The sequence below is a fragment of the Marinibactrum halimedae genome (assembly GCF_021234875.1).
GTDB classification, from domain to species: domain Bacteria; phylum Pseudomonadota; class Gammaproteobacteria; order Pseudomonadales; family Cellvibrionaceae; genus Marinibactrum; species Marinibactrum halimedae.
The window spans coordinates 110,731-129,575 of record NZ_JAJQVM010000003.1; the positions used below are offsets into that span (position 1 = coordinate 110,731).

Below are 18,845 nucleotides of genomic sequence, written 5' to 3' on the forward strand. Positions count from 1 at the left end.
GCGAAGACAGTGCCAAACTTTTGATATCTAACCAAAAAACACTTAACTCATTGTTTTTAATGATAAAAAATGTAATAACGTGGATAAGTTGTCATCCATCTATTTTATCAATGCATATCTATTTCGATAGATTTATAATAGTTTGGATAATGGTATTAATAGGAGTTACCCCATGAAAACCGTCGCTATTAGCATACTCGGCACCGTACTCGATAAACGAGGCAAGCGCGGTAAGCGCTGGGATAAATGGCGACCTACGGTTTCGATGTTTCAACACGATGACTTGATGATTGATCGTTTAGATCTCGTATTTGATAGGAACTCCCAGCGGCTTGCAGACCAAGTCACCGAGGATATTTATCATGCATCACCTGAAACAAAAGTGGTTCATCACTACGTTAACTTTGAACATCCTTGGGACTTCGAAACGGTCTATAGCGAGCTGTTAGATTTTTGTAGGAGCTACACATTTAAGCCAAGCAGAGAGCAGTATTTAACCCATATCACCACAGGCACGCACGTCGCCCAAATATGCTTATATCTGTTAACGGAGGCGGGGTACTTACCAGGAAAACTCCTTCAAACCTCTCCCCCGAGAAAAAACAGTGCCGGAGAAAACGAAACTCATTCCGGAAAAAACCAAAGCAGTGCCGGCGAATACCAAATCATCGATTTGGATCTGTCCAAGTACGACCAAATTGCTTCGCGCTTTCAAAAAGAACACAAAGAGGGAACCTCCTATCTGAAAGGGGGAATTGAAACCAATAACCCTGCGTTCAACACGATGATTGAACAGCTAGAGAAGGTTTCCGTTCGATCCAATGAACCCATATTAATCACAGGGCCAACGGGCGCAGGCAAATCTCAACTTGCACAAAGGGTCTACGAACTCAGAAAGCATAGAGGCATTATTGAAGGAAATCTTGTCGCCGTTAACTGTGCAACGTTACGAGGCGAAAACGCTATGTCAGCGCTGTTTGGCCATAAAAAGGGGGCTTTTACTGGCGCCACCACCGATAGACCGGGGCTACTAAAAGAAGCGGATCAAGGCCTTCTTTTTTTAGATGAAATTGGCGAACTCGGCATTGATGAACAGGCTATGTTGCTGCGTGCCATTGAAGATAAACGTTTTATCCCATTTGGGGCAGATAAAGAAACCAGCAGTAACTTTCAACTCATAGCAGGGACCAATAAAGATCTTGCGAAATACGCTCATGAAGGTAAATTTCGGGAAGATCTGCTAGCAAGAATAGACCTTTGGGAATACAACCTCCCATCTTTAAAAGAACGACCGGAAGACATTGAGCCCAACATTGAATACGAAATTGAAAAATTCGCCTCAAAGAGCGGTCAACTCATCAGCTTTAATAAAACAGCTCGGGACATCTATCTGAGTTTCAGCCAGTCTCCCGAAGCTAAGTGGTCGGCCAATTTTCGTGATCTTAATGCGAGTATTACACGACTTGGCACCCTGGCGGATGGAGGACGAATTACCGCCGGTCTAGTGAAAGAAGAAATCGATCGCCTGAAAACCAAATGGAAAGTCTCCAAGCAATCAAACGACAACCCAATCGAAATGACAAAAGATCTGATTGGCGAAGCCAGATTCAACCACCTCGACCTCTACGATCAAATTATCTTAGCCGGAATTACAAAGGTGTGCCGAAACTCAAATTCAATGGCAGAAGCCGGTAGAACTTTGTTTAATCAAAGTCGCACAACCAAAAAGTCTACGAATGATTCTCACCGCGTTCGACAGCTACTAGAAAAGTACGGTGTTTCGTTTGATGAGCTGAACCGATAAGTAGATGAGTGGATATGGAGCTCTCCATAAGCTCGATAGGCACAGCGTCTATATAATTAACGGCTTACTGGTGTGCTGTTCAATAGTTAAGAACAAGCCACCAAACGATATTTAAGTTGCACGGATTGTGAGACTAGCGGCATCTAAAATAAATCTCTTCTACAAAATCACTTGACTTTAACACCTCGGTTCATACAATCCGCTCAAACTTAATTTGAGATTGTAATGACTTTACTACGTTGTAAGCACAGCAGTTTTTCTATTTGGACGCCTGGGATGATATGTCATCCACAGGAGGATCTCGCACGTCCACACTTTGCCTGCTAGACCAAAGCTCTGGTAGGCAATACGCCTTCCAGCTTTAGTTTAAGTATTCAAACAAAAACCCGGAAGGCGATTGACGCTTTTCGGGTTTTTTTTTGCCCATGGATGGGCTTATGCAGCGAAGCACAGGATGTGCGAGAGCGTATTTGCCCGAAGGAAATTAAAGATTGAAATTAGGGCTCCCAACGGGTGGTTGCGGAAGCAACAAAGTATATGAATATACTTTTCACGCTCATGAACCACCAAATTTAGGATATCAACAGGAAAGAGAAATTTATTTTAATTGAGGCTTAGAACATTTTTGTATAGATGAATAGTGTGATTTAACCGGTAGAGAAATTTTGAATTCTAGTCAATTTTTCTCCGATAACCCCTTTCCGAAATATTGCCATAAGTTGCAGTAGGGGATTGCTCACCCTAAAAAAAATAATGTTATATAACGTTCAGAAATACACTTAAATAATCACCAAAAAATTAAATTTGCAAAGAAAAAAATCAGCACGTATCGTTTAAAACAGATTCGCAACACGAACAAAAACAGTAAGTAAGAAATTATGAATTTTATCTGTCAGCAACATAACAAGCATTTTTATTTATCGGACTGGTCCACACCGTCCATAGAGACAAATGTACTCCGTAGTGGGCTAGAACACCCCTGCGTGAAAATTGGTGATAGCAATTTGATGTAAATAGCTTTCAATAACGGAAGGCTGTGCCTTCCGGTGAATGAGAGAAACCCCGGTTGGCAACAATCGGGGTTTTTTATGTTCAGGATGAACGGTATGCCTTGAGCGCATGGATGCGCAGGAGCGGCTCTGTTCAGAATGAATGGTATACCGTGGGCTAGGGCAAAAACATACTTTTTACCCAACCGGGAACGCCAGTTTAGCAACCAGTAGGAGTAATGAGATGGGCAGAATCTTGCGCTTAGATATCTCCGGTACACCAACTTCTTGGCTTTCGCGGGAAGAAGCGGCCGTTTTATATGTCAAAAATTTGGTGCAGTGGGAAGTTGGAGATAAAAGTTTAGTTATCTTCGGAGGAACAAACCGATTCACCGGAAAACAATCTTCGTTGAAAATCAGTCCAGTTATTGCCACTCGAGGTGATTCACATCGAAAAAAATTGGTTTCTGGGTTTAATAATCGAATGCTATTTCGCCGAGATAATTATCATTGTATGTACTGCGGTGACAAATTTAGTCATGCAGAATTGACGCGAGATCACGTAGTACCGCGTGCACAAGGAGGGTTAGATATTTGGGAAAATGTTGTTGCGGCTTGTGGAAAGTGCAATCACTTTAAAGCAGACCGAACACCTGAGCAAGCGGGTATGAAGTTACTAGCCATACCTTTTAGGCCAAATATATTTGAATCCATGTACTTGGCACAACACACAATATTAGCGGATCAAATGGAATATTTGGAAAAACAATTTTCAGGTAAAAGGATTTGGAAAGCGGCGTAAATTTTCTACGTCGTATTCCATACAGAAGTTTATATCTTCGCCGAGAGTTAGCGGAACTGGTTCTGTATACCAGTCTGGCACAAGCGTTACTAACGTATTGTGTACCAATTCGAAAGCGGGAATAAACTGGATGGTTTTTGTAGCTCATTTGGGTAGAGCAATAGACTCATAATCTATCGGTAGCGGGTTCGATTCCCGTCAAAAACACCATGTCGTCTCCAAAACGACTCTTATGGTAATGGTCGAGAGACCTTGAGGTTCGAATCCTCACAAGACTTTCACTCTTGTTTAAAAATCTACAAGAGGCCCATGGTCTTGAATTGTGTTAACCAGCCGCAAATGGGGTTCGTTCAACACATGAAGATTTTGCTCCATACAAAATCTGTATTTCCACCATCTGTGGTGGTCATCAAGACGCCGACAATACAGCCGGGTTAGATGGATCGAATCAGCACGATGACATTGTATGAATGGAATGTGTTTATACACCACATCAATAGATAAGAATGATTGTTGGGTGAGTGATAAATAAATCCAATCCTCTGGAATGAATTCCTGCTGATTTCAAATTTGACCCCCCTGGATTCGAGGGTGGGCCTCGCCACATCTTTAAATGATTAGGCAAAAGGATATACGATGTTATTTTTTAAAACAGTGGATATTGCCGACAGTGAACGAGCCTTGCTCTTTGATCGAGATCGGCTACAAAAAGTACTTGGTCCGGGTCGACACCGATTGTCTACCCTTGGGCGAGAGTTAAAAGTAGAAAAATTTGATATTACGTCAGTGCGTTTTGAACACCCGAAATTGAAATTTTTGGTGCGTCAATACCAAACACTTCTTGAAGACGCTATAGATGTGTTTGAACTAAATGATAACGAAGTGGGTATTATCTACCGAGATCAAAAAATCTCAGATATTTTACCTCCGGGTAATCTATTGGTGACTTGGAAAGGCGCTGAAGATGTTCGAGTGGATATCGTCGATATCACTAAAAACTATGCACTCAATGATGAGCTGGTTGCACTCTTAGGTCGAGGCGTAAAAATCGGTGCAAGTCGACAAGTTGTCAATGCCATTAACTATGCAGAAGTACCAGATGAACATGTAGGTCTTCTTCAAGTGAACAGTAAGTTAGAAAGTGTACTGAAGACCGGTGCTTACGCTTTCTGGAAATACAATCGTTCAATCGTCGTTAAGCTGCTTGACTTGCGCGTACAGACCATCGATGTTAGCGGTCAGGAAATTTTGACTAAAGATCGTGTGAGCTTGCGTATTAACCTGTCCGCTAGTTACAACATTGTCGATCCGGAAGCCGTCGCACTAAAATTGAAAGACTATGCGAACTTTATTTATCTGGAGCTTCAGTTGCGATTGCGAGAAGCTGTGAGCACAAAAACGCTTGATGAATTACTTGAAGATAAAGATGCTCTGAATGCAGTTATCGCAAATGGCGCAAGTGAGAAGCTTTCCGAGTTTGGTATTCAATTGCGAAGAGTGGGTGTGAAAGACATTATTCTACCCGGCGATATGAAAGTGATCTTAAATCAGGTGGTTGAAGCCCAAAAAGAAGCCGAAGCCAACGTCATTAAGCGACGAGAAGAAACTCAAGCTATGCGATCACTACATAACACTGCGAAGGTAATGGAAAACAACCCAGTGTTATTACGATTGAAGGAGCTAGAGGCACTAGAACGAATCACTGCAAAAATCGATAAGATTTCTGTTTACGGTGGCTTGGATAGCGTCCTAAATGACATGGTTAAGCTAGCGCCGTCCAAATCGGGTCAATAAAACCTCCCGTTCGAAAGAGCGGGAGTTATGTGCTCGATTCTTTATTGCTGCAACTTTCTGAAAGCCGTTTTTCGATATTTCGCTGAATATTTCTTCCTTTGGCAGTTAACGCCCGCTTTGTGTTGGTTTGGGTCGCAGCGTAACGGAGGAGCCAGCCGCTTCGCGGCGAGAGTGCGGTTTCCCCCACTAATGTGGAGGTGGCTTCGGGATCGTCAATTTAATCTTCGGTATTCACCAACGCCGTTAATATATGATCTTCCCAGCGCCCATTGATATGTAAGTAACCTTGAGCGCGTCCTTCTATGGTAAATCCTAAGCGTTCTAATAAGGCAGCGGATCGATGATTTTTGGGCATATAATTGGCCATGATTCGATGTAACCCTAATTCACCAAAGGCGGATTGAATAACGTTCTGACAGAGCGTGTACATGATACCTTGCCCTTCATAGTCTTGATCAATGCCATAACCCATATAAGCGGCTCTAAATGGGCCATACACCATTTGTGATAGAGTGCAGTGGCCAACAATGTGTGGCAGCGATTCATCAATGGCAATGTAGTAGCATGATTTCATCTGTTGTTGTTCCGATAAGCAGCGATGTATTCGTTGCTGCCATTGTGCATTAGAGTGAAATCCATGCTCGCGTATGGGTTCCCATCGTCGAAAGTGATCATGATTGCGGCGATAATATTGCGCGAGCTGCTGCCAGTCGGAAGAGGTAATGATTCTATAGTTCATGTAAAGGTAATGTCGTATCGGGCGGTCAGATTTATTTGTGTAGAAGGGGGAGGTGTCATATGGAAGTCCAAAATGTCATCTCTTTTAACGCCCTGGTCATTATGTCATTCACGCAAGGTCGCTTTGGGTGAGAAATAATTTGCCACATACTTAATTGTCCATACCTATCTTATTTGTCCATACCCAGTTAATACAGTCTATGCCCTGATTACTATCCGCTGTGGCAGTAAGCAGTACGACAGGGAGAGAGAAAGCTCTATGACTATTATAGAGCGTGTCCTAATTTCGCACGAATAAAACCCGCATTTTTAAAAATCATTATCCTATAATTCGGCATTGCAAAGTTTACGTTTTATGAATAAGCCCTTGAGAATGGGAAATTAAAGTGGATATGTAGGAGTAAGTAGTGACAGATTTACGTATTCGTCAAGCAATTCGGGAAGATGCGTCGACGATTTTGAATTTTATTACTGAACTAGCACGGTACGAAAAAGCCGAAGCCAAAGTAAAGGCCTCTGTTTCGGATATTGAAGAGACCCTATTCGCAGAAGAGTCTCGGGTGGATGCATTGATTTGTGAAGAGAAAGGCGAACCCATTGGCTTTGCTGTGTATTTTTACAATTACTCTACGTGGCTTGGGAAGCTTGGGCTCTACTTGGAAGATTTGTATGTATCACCAGAGCACAGAGGAAAGCAGGCTGGAAAACTTTTATTAGAGTGTCTTGCAAAAATAGCTGTGGATGCCGGATGTGAGCGGTTCGAATGGAGTGTGTTGGATTGGAATACACCCGCTATTGAATTTTATGAATCATTGGGCGCTCAATCTAAAAGCGAATGGATTGGTTATCAGTTATCCGGGGAGGCTTTAAAAGCGATGGCGGATAGGGCTGAAGGCTTAAAGTAGACGACCAAAGGTTGATTAGATAAACAATGATCAAAACTTTTGGATTAAAGGGGTAACTTTTCACCTGCCAGTTTCCTCGTTAGGCGCTGACAGGTGCAGTTTTTGTGAATTAGAATAGATGATTATTTGACAAGCATAGTCTGAGCCCCTTTGACGAACGCTTCTTTATCTTCCATTTGCGAAGGGGGAATGGTAATGCCTTTCGCTGCGGCAGGGCGTTCAGCAATGGCGTTAATCCAGCGTTGTAAATGAGGTAAGTCATCGATCTCGACACCAGACCATTGGTGAGTTCGCGCCCAGCACCAATTGGCCATATCGGCAATGCTGTATTCACCGACCAAGTATTCGTTATCTTTCAGTTGGGTATCCAAAACCGTCAGTAATCGTTTGGCTTCCTTTTGGTAGCGTTCAATAGCTTCAGGAATTTTGGTGGGAAAATATCGATAAAAAACATTAGCCTGTCCCATCATCGGACCGACTCCCCCCATTTGGAACATTAGCCATTGTAGAACTTGTGATCTTGCTTGTGTTGTAGTGGGTAAAAACTGCCCTGTTTTTTCTGATAAATAAATAAGGATGGCCCCGGATTCAAATACAGCGAAATTGTCTCTTTCTTGATCCACAATGGCTGGAATTCGCCCATTAGGGCAAATCTTGAGAAATTCAGGCTGTTTCTGTTCGCCCTTCATTAAGTCGATGGTGTGCGGTTCATAGGGCAGTGCCATTTCTTCGAGGGCTACACTGATTTTATGCCCATTCGGAGTGGCAGCGGAATACAGTTCAATCATTGATGACTCCAATACGTACATCAGGTTGGTTTGGTACTGCTAATGTCATTGGTAAGTCTATTGAAGCATGGCATTTTTACGTTTTTATGCTTATTGGCTTTTACACACTCACTGAAGGGCGTTGTTTCATGTTTTTATACCAACGTAGTAAGTGTGGAAAAGACTCGTCCTTATCAATACGAATATTAATTACTTTGGCAAAGTCGATTGCACAGAAAAGATTAATATCGGCGATGCTAAAATAATTATCGACTAAATATGGATTGCTGGCTAAATGATCATTCAGTTCGATGAGGTACTGTTTAGCATTGTCACCACACACTTCCCCCCAACTGGGTACAGGTGTCATTCGGTCTTTAAAATAACCGGTGGTATGTTGAAAACACATACCGACAGGCATCATCATATGGAATTCGACTCGGCGTGCCCACATTTCAACTTGGGCTTTCTCCAAAGGTGTTCGACCAAAAAGGGGAGGCTCAGGCTGGATTTCTTCAAAGTAACGGCAAATGGCGACTGTTTCACCAATGAAGGTTCCATCATCCAACTCTAGAAAAGGAATTTTAGTGGTTGGGTTTTTCTTACGCATTTCTGGAGTCAAATTTTCTCCAGCAGCAAGATCGAGCTGTACATAAGTCATATCAATCTGCTTTTCAGCCAGAAAGATTCTAACCCGGCGTGGATTAGGTGCTTGCCGAGATTCGTAAATCTTCATGGTATTCCTCGTTGTTGTCGTTATTGATTCAGCATCATGAGTCAAAGTATAGGGGGTATCCAGTTACTGTTTAAACGCTTCCGTTTTTACTAAGTTGAAATTCATGGGATGAACTTCGACTGAGTATTAAATGATCATATTTTTAGATGCTGCTATTACTTCATTTTTAACGTCATGTTGTTTTCCGCGCCAATGCCTGTTTTTTCATAAGGACAATTTATGAAAAAACAGGTTTTTACTGCTGAACTATCTAGATAAAATGGTTTCATATGATTGTTTTGTTATAAAATAGAGAGCTAAATGACGCAGAGGTTTCTCGGATACGAAATGGTCGTTGTTGTCAGTTGATGATTTATAAAAACTGTAAAATTTATTTATACATAAGCAATGTCAGTGATATGCCTGTGCATATAATATGGCTTTTTTGTTTGTTTTTTAGTCTTTTGGGTGTGATGAAAGAATGAATGAGTTAAGTTATGTAAATTTTTCTGATTAAAGTTTTTTTTAATAATTTTGTCATAATATGTTGCTTCTTTACGTACTGCGTGGGTGAGTTTCTCGTTGACCCGCCGCTATTTTTCATTTTTTTTGGTTTTTTTATGTACATTAATTAAGATGTGTATTATTTTTGTTGATACTGAGATTAATGGTTGCAGTTTGCGCCATTTTGCGTAAATAATTTCACAGAATAAAAAAAACGTTCCTGTTTTCGCTTCAAGTAGCGTGAAATCTTACTTGTTGTGTGTTAGCCGGTGACGTTTGATAATTAATGATAACGAGAAATGGATTTTGCTCTTGATACTTCATCGACTTGATACTTTTCGAAGAATTGGAAGAGCATGTTAAATACATGAGAGAAAAATAAAATCATGGAAATTGGGGTGTACTGTTCATGTCTATAGAAAATGCAACTGCTGAATTAACGTTAAATCAATATTTGCCACATATTATGGCGAATATTTCCAAAAGAATTAGTGACAATTGTTCGCATATTTACAGTCGGGATACAAATATTTCTGTTCCTGAATGGCGAGTCATGTCACGGGTCGCTGAGAATCCTGGCATTAATTCGAAGAATATCGGTGAAATTACACTTATGGATAAGTCCAAAGTGTCACGAGCCGTGAAATCTTTGGAGGAGAAGCATTTGCTTATCCGGGAAAAATCGTGTGATGATAACCGCGTGAGCAACTTGTGTTTGACCGAACGTGGCTTACATATGTATCAAGAAATTGCGCCTAAGGCACTGTCTTGGGAAAATAATTTATTGACTGCATTGAGTGATTCTGAATATCAAGATTTATTGAGAATCTTAGATAAGCTAGATGAGCGTTTGCGGGTAATGTAATCGATTTTCTTCGATTTTATTACTGACTATTTATCATATAGGTTACTGCGCTGATAAGTAGTAGACTCAGTGTCTTTGGGTCTGTCGCATTATGGGGGGGGCTTCCCCCCCATAATTTATTTTCCTCTTTTCGTTTGCTCATCTCATATTTATTGTTACTCACAGTGTTTGAATTCACAGAAGACATCATTAGTGAGCCCTTTGTTTTTATCTGTTTTATTCCTGCTTTTAATCCCCATATTTTTTGATCGTGTTTGCTCTTTTCTTGGGTTACCGTTATGGAATTCTGCGCCTTAAGGGTATGTTGATAAGAATCGAGATGAGGATGCTACACTTGGGTGGGGCATTGAGCTTGTGAGAGTAAAAGCAGATTAGGCTAAAAAAGCCATAAAAGAGGTGCTAAATGAATATTGGCTTAGTGATTGTCGGAGATGAAATTTTAAGCGGTCGACGAGTTGATAAGCATTTACCAACATTGATTGAGCTTCTGAAGAGTCGCGGCCTAACCCTAAGCTGGATGCGAGTGGTGTCTGATGACCCGGCCTTATTGGTAAAAACTTATCAAGATACTTTTGCTTCTGGTGATATCGTGTTCAGTACGGGAGGGATTGGTGGAACGCCTGATGATATGACCCGTCAGGCGGCAGGCAAGGCGTTAGGTATAGAGCTTCAGTACCATCCTGAAGGGTTGGAAATACTAGAGGTTTTTGCGAAAGAAAGAAACCGTACCTTAGAAGGGCATCATTATCGTATGGTTGAATTCCCTGTGGGCTCTCAGCTTATCCCTAACCCTATTAACCGTATTCCGGGTTTTTTTCTACGTAATCATTTCTTTATGCCTGGTTTTCCTGAAATGGCGGCACCGATGATGGAATGGGTGTTGGATAATCACTGCAGTCATTTAGTGGACAATCAATATGTCGAACAGGCATTGATGGTATTTGACACCTATGAAAGTAAGGTGACGCCTATCATGGAGGCGGTGTTGACGGCTCACCCCTCTTTAAAATTGTTCAGTTTACCGATTATGAGTGAAGATAATCCACGTATTGAATTAGGGGTTAAAGGGCATTTAACAGAAGTAAAATTAGCAATGGTTTTGCTTAAGGAAAAACTGCAGGCAATTGATGCCCGTTGGGAGCGATTGTAAGGTAAATTCAACGCCACCTTTAGAGCCTCTAACCTTTAGAGGTGATAGAGGGAGATAGGTGGCGTCAAAAATTTCTTGTGTTTTATTGTGGATTAAAAGGACATTCCTACCCATGCCCAAAGCCTATCGGTATCAACGCCAAAATCATCGGCACTGTATGACGCATATTTAAATCCTACATCGTAATGTTTACCGAATTTCATAACGTATTGAAGGTTCCATTCTGTACCATAATCTGACATACCCGCTGAATCTTCATCTGCTTCAAACGTATGGTAAATTACATTCAATTTACCAGGGCCTAATTTACTGCCAATATTGACATGTGTATCGACTAGGCCGGTTCCTGGTGTGTTGAGAAATAAATCTGCCCAACCATTAAATTTGTGCAAGGTGGCCAGAGGTGTTGAAAATCCATAGGCGCCATCATCCGATCCTAATAGCTCGTAACCAAGCTTGGCAGTAATGCCATAAACGGATACACCCCCTTCAAGAAATAAATAATCAGCTTCAAAGTCAGTGTCGGTTTCTTGTGTTGCGTATTCTGCGGCATAGAGAAAGCTGACGTTATCGGCTTTTACTTTTCCGTTTAGGCTTACACCAACGGTGTCAAGTTCGGAATTGTTGTCTTCATTCTCAAGCAGATAAGCATACCCTTTGATTGTGCCAATAGGGGTTTTAAAGGAGCCATTAAGAATGTGATCTTCAGAGTCAATATCCGCAGCTTCCGCAAAAATGCGGTTGCGTTTATCGAGATAGCCGTAGGTTAATTTAATGCTGTCATTTGGGCTGTAAACTGCGGTAAGCCCATCAAAGGTTTGCCAGTCTTGACGCCATCCTACATGCCCAACAAAGCGGTGATTATCCAATGCAATAATTTGGCGTCCCATTTTAGCGGTTAAACCATTATTGCTGTATTTGATGAAAGCTTGATTGACTTCTGTCACTTCAGGGTCAGCAATGACCGAATATTCCCCCACGTTATACCCGGCAGGGCCAACGCTGTAATCGCCCAATCCGAAGACTTGTCGTACATCTTCAAATTCTATCGTTGCTGAAAAGCCATTCATGTTGGCAGAGTTATAACCAAGCATGGTGCGTAAAGTAAGTGCATCTGCGTCTTCTAGAGGATTATCTTGTTCGGCAGATTCATATCGAAGATTGAGTTTTCCGTAAGCTTCGCCATCGGCCAGGAGTTTATGAAAGTTGTCTTCTGCATTGGTGGTGTTAGCACAGAAAATCAGACTGGCACCAATGACTGAGCACAATGTTGCCGCGCATTGGGAATTGACGCGTTGAAAAGTCGTACGTTGACAAGTGGCACGTTGAAAAACAGCCATGGTGGTCTCCTCGATTATGGTAAAACTGTAATTGCTGAGTCAGTGTGAGTTATTCTTGCTCAATTCAGTTGCTTGTGTTGTTGCTAATATCGGTTGCTAATATTGGTTGGTACTTTTTTAGCGCTTGCTCGAGGTTATGCCGCTTTATTATTATTGTTGTTGGTATCGTTATTTTTTTTTACGTCTGTTTTTATTTTAGAGGCAGGTTTTGTATCCTTTTTTGCGTGCTTTTCATGTAAAAATCGCAACACTTCGGCTCGATAATGATTGTAGGTGCTGTCGTCAGCGAGTACCAATCGATCTCGTGGGCGTTCTAGTTCAACTGTTAAAATTTCGCCAATGGTGGCGGCGGGGCCATTGGTCATCATCACAATTTTATCGGAAAGCAATACCGCTTCGTCCACATCGTGAGTGATCATGATAACGGTGTTATTTAATTCTGCTTGAATTTCCATTAGAGAATCTTGCATGTGGGCACGCGTTAAGGCATCCAGTGCACCGAAGGGCTCATCCATTAACAAGACTTTGGGTTCCATAGCCAGTGCGCGAGCAATACCGATGCGCTGTTTCATGCCACCAGAAATTTCATCTGGGCGTTTATTCATGGCATGTCCCATATGAACAAGTTCTAGGTTGTGTACAGTCCATTCATGACGCTCTTTTTTGCTTTTTTTCTTGAATACTTGATCTACTGCCAGACGGACATTGTCATAACAAGTCAACCATGGGAAGAGAGAATGGTTTTGAAAAACCACGGCCCTGTCTGGCCCTGGTTTGGTGACTTGCTTGCCTTGTAAAATAACACCACCTTGTGTGGCGTCGTATAAGCCCGCAACAATATTTAAAACGGTGGATTTGCCACATCCAGAATGTCCGATAAGAGAAATAAATTCTCCTTTTTGTATCTTTAAATTGACATTATCGAGTGCCTTAAAAGGGCCCGCTGGTGTTGGAAACTCAATAGAAACGCCAGAGATGTCTAAATACGTTTGAGACATGAATTCTTCCTCTTTCGCTGTTTGGCGAAACATCTAGTGGCCAAGTGTGTCTGAATATATTTTTTGGCCGTTATGGTGAATGCTTTTATAAACTTAGTTTAGTGAAAACTGTATTGGCGGCATTGCAAACTTTTCATGAGTTCGATGTTTAATTAAATAACGTTTTCATAGTGCTTATTGAGTTTTGTTTTTGAAACTGGTGCGTTAGTGATGTCATTAGCGTATGTCTTGAGTTTTGTCGTGTGAAACACTTTTTTGGAGCGTTAGCATGATTCGGTCTAGTAAGAAGCCAATACAGCCAATCACAAAGACGGCCACTAATATGCGCCCCAGAGAGTTAGAGCTGCCATTTTGGAACTCATCCCAAACAAATTTTCCAAGGCCGGGATTTTGTGCCAGCATCTCTGCTGCAATCAATACCATCCAGCCGACACCTAATGATAAGCGCAACCCCGTAAAAATCATCGGAAGAGAGGCGGGTAAAACAACTTTAAAAATTTTATTGATCCAATTCAGTTGCAATACGCGACAGACGTTAATGAAGTCTCGATCAATGCTGGACACCCCTACGGTTGTATTGATTAAGGTCGGCCATAGTGAACACAGTGTGACGGTTAATGCTGAGGTAATAAAAGATTTTGGTACTAATGGATCATCGGTTGTATAAACAGCACTAACGACCATGGTGACGATGGGGAGCCAGGCTAAAGGTGAGACGGGCCTGAAGATTTGTATTAAAGGGTTCAGGCCTGTATAAATAGTCGTATTTAAACCGCATATAATACCAATCGGAATGGCAATAGCGGTTGCGATAAAGAAGCCAAAAAATACTGTGTATAGGCTTGTGAATATTTGGTCAAAAAATGTTGGTGCGCCAGTATAGGCGCGAATTTTTTTCGGCTCTTTGCCTTTAGCAATGCGTTTTTCATTTCGATATTTTTGACGTTGATAAAAAGCGGCTTCTTTTTCTCGTGACGCTCTGTGTTCTTCAACAAGTGATTCAAATTGCGCCCAAGTTTGTGTGGGGCCGGGTAAATTCCCAAGGCTTGTGACAATACTTTTGGCCGCCACACTCCACAATAAAAGAAAAATAGCAAATGCAGCGATCGGTACGCCAATCACTTTGAACAATTCAGTGATTTGTGCTTTGGGATTTCTTCCGGCCATGAGATTGACCAGTGGAATAAGCCAATTCATGCCGGTGAGTTCCAAAAAACGAATACTGCTGTTAATCATGGTGATGCCCTTTGGTGGATGTTACCACGCATTGTTACGGATAAATCAAAATTATTGTGGGTAAAATGTTGATTGTTTCTTGAGTGAATATGGTGAATAGAAAGGCTCCTAAATCTAGGCGAACTAAATCCAGGCGAACTAAATCCAGGCGAACTAAATCCAGGCGAACTAAATCCAGGCGAACTAAATCCAGACTGTCGTGCCTTTTCAAGGCGGCGGGTATCATCTATGACGCCCGCTGCCTTGAGGATATTAATTCTAGATAACCGTATCGCCTTTTAGTCCAATATTGAATTTTTTCAGATAGTCATTTGGCTTGCGACCATCGTAGGTGATGCCATCGATAAAGTGCGTTTGTGGTGCTCTAAACCCATCGCTGTCGAAAGGAAAATCAGATTTTTTTAATTTTCCTTCTTTGATGAGTAATTCCGCCGCCTGTAGATAAATCTCTGGTTTGTAGACTTTCTTGGCAATATCCATATACCAGTTGTCTGATTTTGGTTCCGCAATTTGTCCCCAACGACGCATTTGTGTTAAGTACCAAATGGCATCGGAGTAGTAAGGGTAGGTCGCAAAGTAGCGGAAGAAAACATTGAAATCTGGCACATCGCGCTTGTCGCCTTTTTCGTATTCAAATGTACCCGTCATGGAGTTGGCAATCACATTGTAATCGGCGCCAACGTAATTGGGTTTTGAAAGAATTTTTACGGCGTCTGGACGGTTTTTGTTGTTGTCTTGATCTAACCAATGTGCTGCACGAATTAATGCTTTAACCACGGCTAGGTGGGTATTGGGATTTTCTTTGGCCCATTTGTTTGATACCCCAAACACTTTCTCGGGGTTGTCTTTCCAAATTTCGTAGTCGGTAACAACAGGTACACCAATTTTCTTGAAAACCGCTTGTTGGTTCCAAGGTTCTCCTACGCAGTAACCATAAATCGTACCGGCTTCAAGGGTGGCTGGCATTTGTGGTGGAGGGGTGACGGAAAGTAATGCATCGGCATCAATGGTACCGCTGGTGTCGTCTTTATGTGGGGCATAATAGCCGGGGTGGATACCGCCTGCCGCTAGCCAGTAGCGTAGTTCATAGTTGTGTGTGGATACCGGGAAAACCATACCCATATTAAACGGTTTTCCATCTGCTTTGTATTTTTCGACAACAGGCTTTAAGTAATCCGCTTTAATGGGGTGAACGGGTTTTCCATCTTTGTGTGGCACATGTTTTTTCATCTCTTTCCAGATATCGTTAGAGACGGTGATGGCATTACCGTTTAAGTCCATGCTGAATGCGGTTACTACATGGGCTTGGGTGCCAAAGCCAATGGTGGCTCCTAATGGTTGGCCTGCCAACATATGTGCGCCATCTAACTGCCCGTCGATGACTCGATCCAGTAAGACTTTCCAATTCGCTTGTGCTTCTAATGTGACGTACAGGCCTTCATCTTCGAAATACCCATTTTCATAAGCAATGGCTAATGGGGCCATATCGGTGAGTTTAATAAAGCCAAATTTTAGGTCTTCTTTTTCTAACTCTAATTCTTCTGTTTCTGCAAAAGCGAGGCCTGCTTGCATCAAGGTTGCACACAATAAGGTGCCACACAGTTTGCGGGATAAAGAGGTAAATGACGCAGACAAAAGAGTGCGTGCGTTATGTGTTGGCGCGTGTTCCATTTTGAGCTCCTCTACGGCAATGACAAATGAGCGAATGGCGTTAACCGATTTAGTCGTGATTTGTTGAATTGTTGAGCTTTTTGGTGCTGGCTAATGCATCGCAAAAGCCTTGCCAATTTGAAAAAAACGTTTTTTTCTGGAAAAAAATTAATAAAAACAGAGGGTTAAAGTCTTGAAGGGGGCTTTGCTGTGAATTTGCACGTTTTTCGTTGATGCACTTAAATGGCGTTATATTTTTTGTGGTGTACTTATTTGGTGTTTTTGTTTTAACTTTTTGTGTTCTTTTTCGATTTTGATTAATCTTTTTTTGCACCAATATGATACATTTTTGTTTGTTATTTTTTGTTTATTTATGGTGCATTATTTATTTTAAGGAAAATATAAGAGCAGTAATGATCTGCTCATTGGCGCTGAGCGTTAAATCGTATTTGCGCTGCTTCTAAGTCAGCGGGTGTATTGATATTGAAAAAAGGGTCTTCAGTGTGGTGATCAAAATTAGCTACTGAATAGGACTGTTGTGCTAGCCATTGCTTAAGACTGAACCTTGGATTCTTCGGTGTTATGTGTGATGCAGATGAGTTGCTCGATGTGAGTGATGCAGTTGGTATGGGTGAGGTGGGCGACTGAAGAAAAGAGGTCAGTGCGGGCAAAAGGTTGGTATGGAAAAGTCCGCAAAGAGGGTGAATTTTGTTGGCGTAAGACGATATTGCCATTTTAATCTGGTGAGGTTTTGGTGCTTCTTTTAATGAATCCAGAAGGTGTTTCAGATAATCACTGGGTAGGAAGGGGGTGTCGCAAGGGGCAGTAAGCAGCCAACCTCCCTGGCAGGAAGGAAACATCGAGCTATTTTCCCTTTCACCATCATCCTCTTTGCTGCCGGAGCATTGTGGCTCAACGGTGACTTTATTATTGGCCCATTGCAAGGCGGCCAATAGTCCGCCTAGTGGTCCAATGGAGTTTGCATCTTGAATGATCGGTAGGCCTAATGCTTCAAACTGTAGGGTGTCTGCGGCAGAGGCGTGGGAAGTATTGATGGCAATGTTTTTTGGCGAAGAGAGGGTTAAGCGTTGAATCACTCGCAGAATGAGAGCCGTATTATCAATCGTCACAAAGGGCTTCAGTGGTTGATTATTGCTTTCCTCTTTTAACCTTGTTCCACGCCCTCCGGCAATAACACAGGCAAGAACTGGAAGGGATGTCGTTTTAGTAGATACTGATGTCATGATGTATGGATGTTGTTTAAGTAATAATTAGGTTAAAGGTGGCCCTCAACCATCAAGTAGGTGCTTAGTTGGTGTCTGAGATTAACCTACTGTGCTGATGAGAATATACTGCCGAATCGTCGATCTTAACTGACCCGTATGAGAATAGTGTTGATAAGTGATGAGTAAAGATATTCAAGATTTAAGAAGAGAGTACACCTTGAGTCAACTGACGCGAGAAAGCTTATTGGATAACCCGGTAGAACAATTTCAGTTGTGGCTAAAGCAGGCGATAGAGTTTGGTTTGAAGGACCCTACCGCCATGACGGTGGCGACGGTGGATGAACAAGGCCAGCCCTCTCAGCGGATCGTGCTACTTAAACACGTTGATGATAATGGGTTTGTTTTTTACACGAACTACAGTAGCCGAAAAGCGGAGGAGTTGGGGAAAAACCCGAAGATCAGTTTGCACTTCCCTTGGCATGCGATGGAGCGTCAAGTCAAAGTGTGTGGTGTGGCAGAGAAGGTATCCGCTAAAGAGTCATTGGCGTATTTCAGTTCTCGCCCTAAGGAAAGCCAATTGGCGGCATGGGCCTCTGCGCAGAGCCGTCCAATTAGCTCTCGTACCGCACTGATGCAACAATTTGCGCGTATGAAAGAAAAATTTGCAAAAGGGCAGATACCTTTACCCGATTTTTGGGGAGGCTATCGTGTGCAGTTTCATGAGATTGAGTTTTGGCAAGGAGGCAGTGCTCGATTGCATGATCGTTTTGTTTATCAACGTCGGGGTGAGGAGTGGAGCATTGAGCGGCTAATGCCGTGAGAGTAACTTTAATAAAGACGATTAAATGTTAAACATTTAATCGTCTTGTGATGTATCTCCGTGCTCTTCCAAGAAATTACGAATGAAGCGCCGTATTTCTCTGGCTGCACTGGTGTCTAAATCTTCGCAGCGTTGGACAAACGCATCGCGTTCGACGTCATTAATGCGAATAATTAATTGACTGTTTTTTTTATTTTTCTTCTCCGACTTATCGTCTTTCGACTTTGGGGGCACGGGCTTACCTCAGTTGTGTCACGATCAGACAGCCACGCTACACCATTGTTCGCTAAATGTATATACGATAATAATATAACGCAGAGAGAAAGATAGTTGTATTTGTAACGGTTGGCAAAAAGGTAAATAGGTCGTCTTTGCGGGCTTCAAGGTATCGTTAGGTGGCCCATTGCCTTGGCAGTTTTACCACCAAGGCAATGGGTTTTAGCCTTCTTGGTCGTCCATAAGGGGGCAGCCTTAAAGACGGATAGACCTTAAAGACGATTAGTCTCAGTAGAGGTCCGACGATTAGTCTCAGTAGAGGTCCG

The 18,845-nt window shown here is 42.1% G+C and carries 16 protein-coding genes and 1 tRNA gene; 8 read left to right on the top strand and 9 right to left on the bottom strand.

Annotated elements, in window-relative coordinates; all coding sequences use genetic code 11:
- Positions 1 to 172 precede the first annotated feature (172 nt).
- The 4 genes from rtcR to LU351_RS02840 all read left to right on the top strand — a co-directional run bounded on the left by rtcR (position 173) and on the right by LU351_RS02840 (position 5,389).
- On the top strand, positions 173 to 1,804 hold the full coding sequence (gene rtcR, locus LU351_RS02825; protein WP_232592484.1) for an RNA repair transcriptional activator RtcR: 1,632 nt from the start codon (positions 173 to 175) through the stop codon (positions 1,802 to 1,804).
- A gap of 1,233 nt (positions 1,805 to 3,037) precedes the next feature.
- On the top strand, positions 3,038 to 3,595 hold the full coding sequence (locus tag LU351_RS02830) for an HNH endonuclease (RefSeq protein WP_232592485.1): 558 nt from the start codon (positions 3,038 to 3,040) through the stop codon (positions 3,593 to 3,595).
- Positions 3,596 to 3,728: 133 nt separating this feature from the next.
- Positions 3,729 to 3,805 (top strand) — tRNA-Met (locus LU351_RS02835).
- 426 nt (positions 3,806 to 4,231) lie between these two features.
- Positions 4,232 to 5,389 (top strand): slipin family protein, encoded by a 1,158-nt coding sequence (locus tag LU351_RS02840; protein ID WP_232592486.1) that lies wholly within the window; start codon positions 4,232 to 4,234, stop codon positions 5,387 to 5,389.
- Positions 5,390 to 5,606: 217 nt separating this feature from the next.
- Here the strand turns inward: LU351_RS02840 and LU351_RS02845 are convergent, their stop codons facing one another.
- A complete protein-coding gene (locus LU351_RS02845; protein WP_232592487.1) occupies positions 5,607 to 6,128 on the bottom strand; it encodes a GNAT family N-acetyltransferase in 522 nt (173 codons plus the stop codon).
- A 406-nt stretch (positions 6,129 to 6,534) separates the two neighbouring features.
- Between LU351_RS02845 and LU351_RS02850 the strand changes: the two genes are divergently transcribed.
- A complete protein-coding gene (locus tag LU351_RS02850) occupies positions 6,535 to 7,032 on the top strand; it encodes a GNAT family N-acetyltransferase (protein ID WP_232592488.1) in 498 nt (165 codons plus the stop codon).
- Positions 7,033 to 7,154: 122 nt separating this feature from the next.
- Here the strand turns inward: LU351_RS02850 and LU351_RS02855 are convergent, their stop codons facing one another.
- Together LU351_RS02855 and LU351_RS02860 are read right to left on the bottom strand one after the other, a co-directional pair.
- Positions 7,155 to 7,820, bottom strand: coding sequence for a glutathione S-transferase family protein (locus LU351_RS02855; RefSeq protein WP_232592489.1), 666 nt, complete (start codon positions 7,818 to 7,820; stop codon positions 7,155 to 7,157).
- Positions 7,821 to 7,920: 100 nt separating this feature from the next.
- Entirely contained in the window at positions 7,921 to 8,535 is a 615-nt protein-coding gene (locus tag LU351_RS02860; RefSeq protein ID WP_232592490.1) for a glutathione S-transferase family protein, read from the bottom strand.
- An 892-nt stretch (positions 8,536 to 9,427) separates the two neighbouring features.
- On the opposite strand from LU351_RS02860, the gene LU351_RS02865 reads away from it, so the two are divergent.
- A complete protein-coding gene (locus LU351_RS02865; RefSeq protein WP_232592491.1) occupies positions 9,428 to 9,883 on the top strand; it encodes a MarR family winged helix-turn-helix transcriptional regulator in 456 nt (151 codons plus the stop codon).
- 403 nt (positions 9,884 to 10,286) lie between these two features.
- On the top strand, positions 10,287 to 11,033 hold the full coding sequence (locus LU351_RS02870) for a competence/damage-inducible protein A (protein ID WP_232592492.1): 747 nt from the start codon (positions 10,287 to 10,289) through the stop codon (positions 11,031 to 11,033).
- Between the two features lie 92 nt (positions 11,034 to 11,125).
- Here LU351_RS02870 and LU351_RS02875 read toward each other — a convergent pair whose 3' ends face one another.
- The 5 genes from LU351_RS02875 to mobA form a co-directional block, all read right to left on the bottom strand.
- On the bottom strand, positions 11,126 to 12,373 hold the full coding sequence (locus LU351_RS02875) for an alginate export family protein (RefSeq protein ID WP_232592493.1): 1,248 nt from the start codon (positions 12,371 to 12,373) through the stop codon (positions 11,126 to 11,128).
- Positions 12,374 to 12,507: 134 nt separating this feature from the next.
- A complete protein-coding gene (locus tag LU351_RS02880) occupies positions 12,508 to 13,371 on the bottom strand; it encodes an ABC transporter ATP-binding protein (RefSeq protein WP_232592494.1) in 864 nt (287 codons plus the stop codon).
- A gap of 216 nt (positions 13,372 to 13,587) precedes the next feature.
- Complete coding sequence (locus LU351_RS02885; protein ID WP_232592614.1) at positions 13,588 to 14,604, bottom strand: ABC transporter permease; 1,017 nt, start codon at positions 14,602 to 14,604, stop codon at positions 13,588 to 13,590.
- A 261-nt stretch (positions 14,605 to 14,865) separates the two neighbouring features.
- Entirely contained in the window at positions 14,866 to 16,179 is a 1,314-nt protein-coding gene (locus LU351_RS02890; protein ID WP_232592615.1) for a CmpA/NrtA family ABC transporter substrate-binding protein, read from the bottom strand.
- A 500-nt stretch (positions 16,180 to 16,679) separates the two neighbouring features.
- Positions 16,680 to 17,501, bottom strand: a complete 822-nt coding sequence (gene mobA / locus LU351_RS02895; RefSeq protein WP_232592495.1) for a molybdenum cofactor guanylyltransferase — start codon at positions 17,499 to 17,501, stop codon at positions 16,680 to 16,682.
- 160 nt (positions 17,502 to 17,661) lie between these two features.
- Here mobA and pdxH point away from each other — a divergent pair, with 160 nt between their 5' ends.
- Complete coding sequence (gene pdxH / locus LU351_RS02900; RefSeq protein ID WP_232592496.1) at positions 17,662 to 18,303, top strand: pyridoxamine 5'-phosphate oxidase; 642 nt, start codon at positions 17,662 to 17,664, stop codon at positions 18,301 to 18,303.
- A 36-nt stretch (positions 18,304 to 18,339) separates the two neighbouring features.
- Here the strand turns inward: pdxH and LU351_RS02905 are convergent, their stop codons facing one another.
- Positions 18,340 to 18,537, bottom strand: coding sequence for a hypothetical protein (locus LU351_RS02905; RefSeq protein WP_232592497.1), 198 nt, complete (start codon positions 18,535 to 18,537; stop codon positions 18,340 to 18,342).
- Between the last annotated feature and the right edge of the window lie 308 nt (positions 18,538 to 18,845).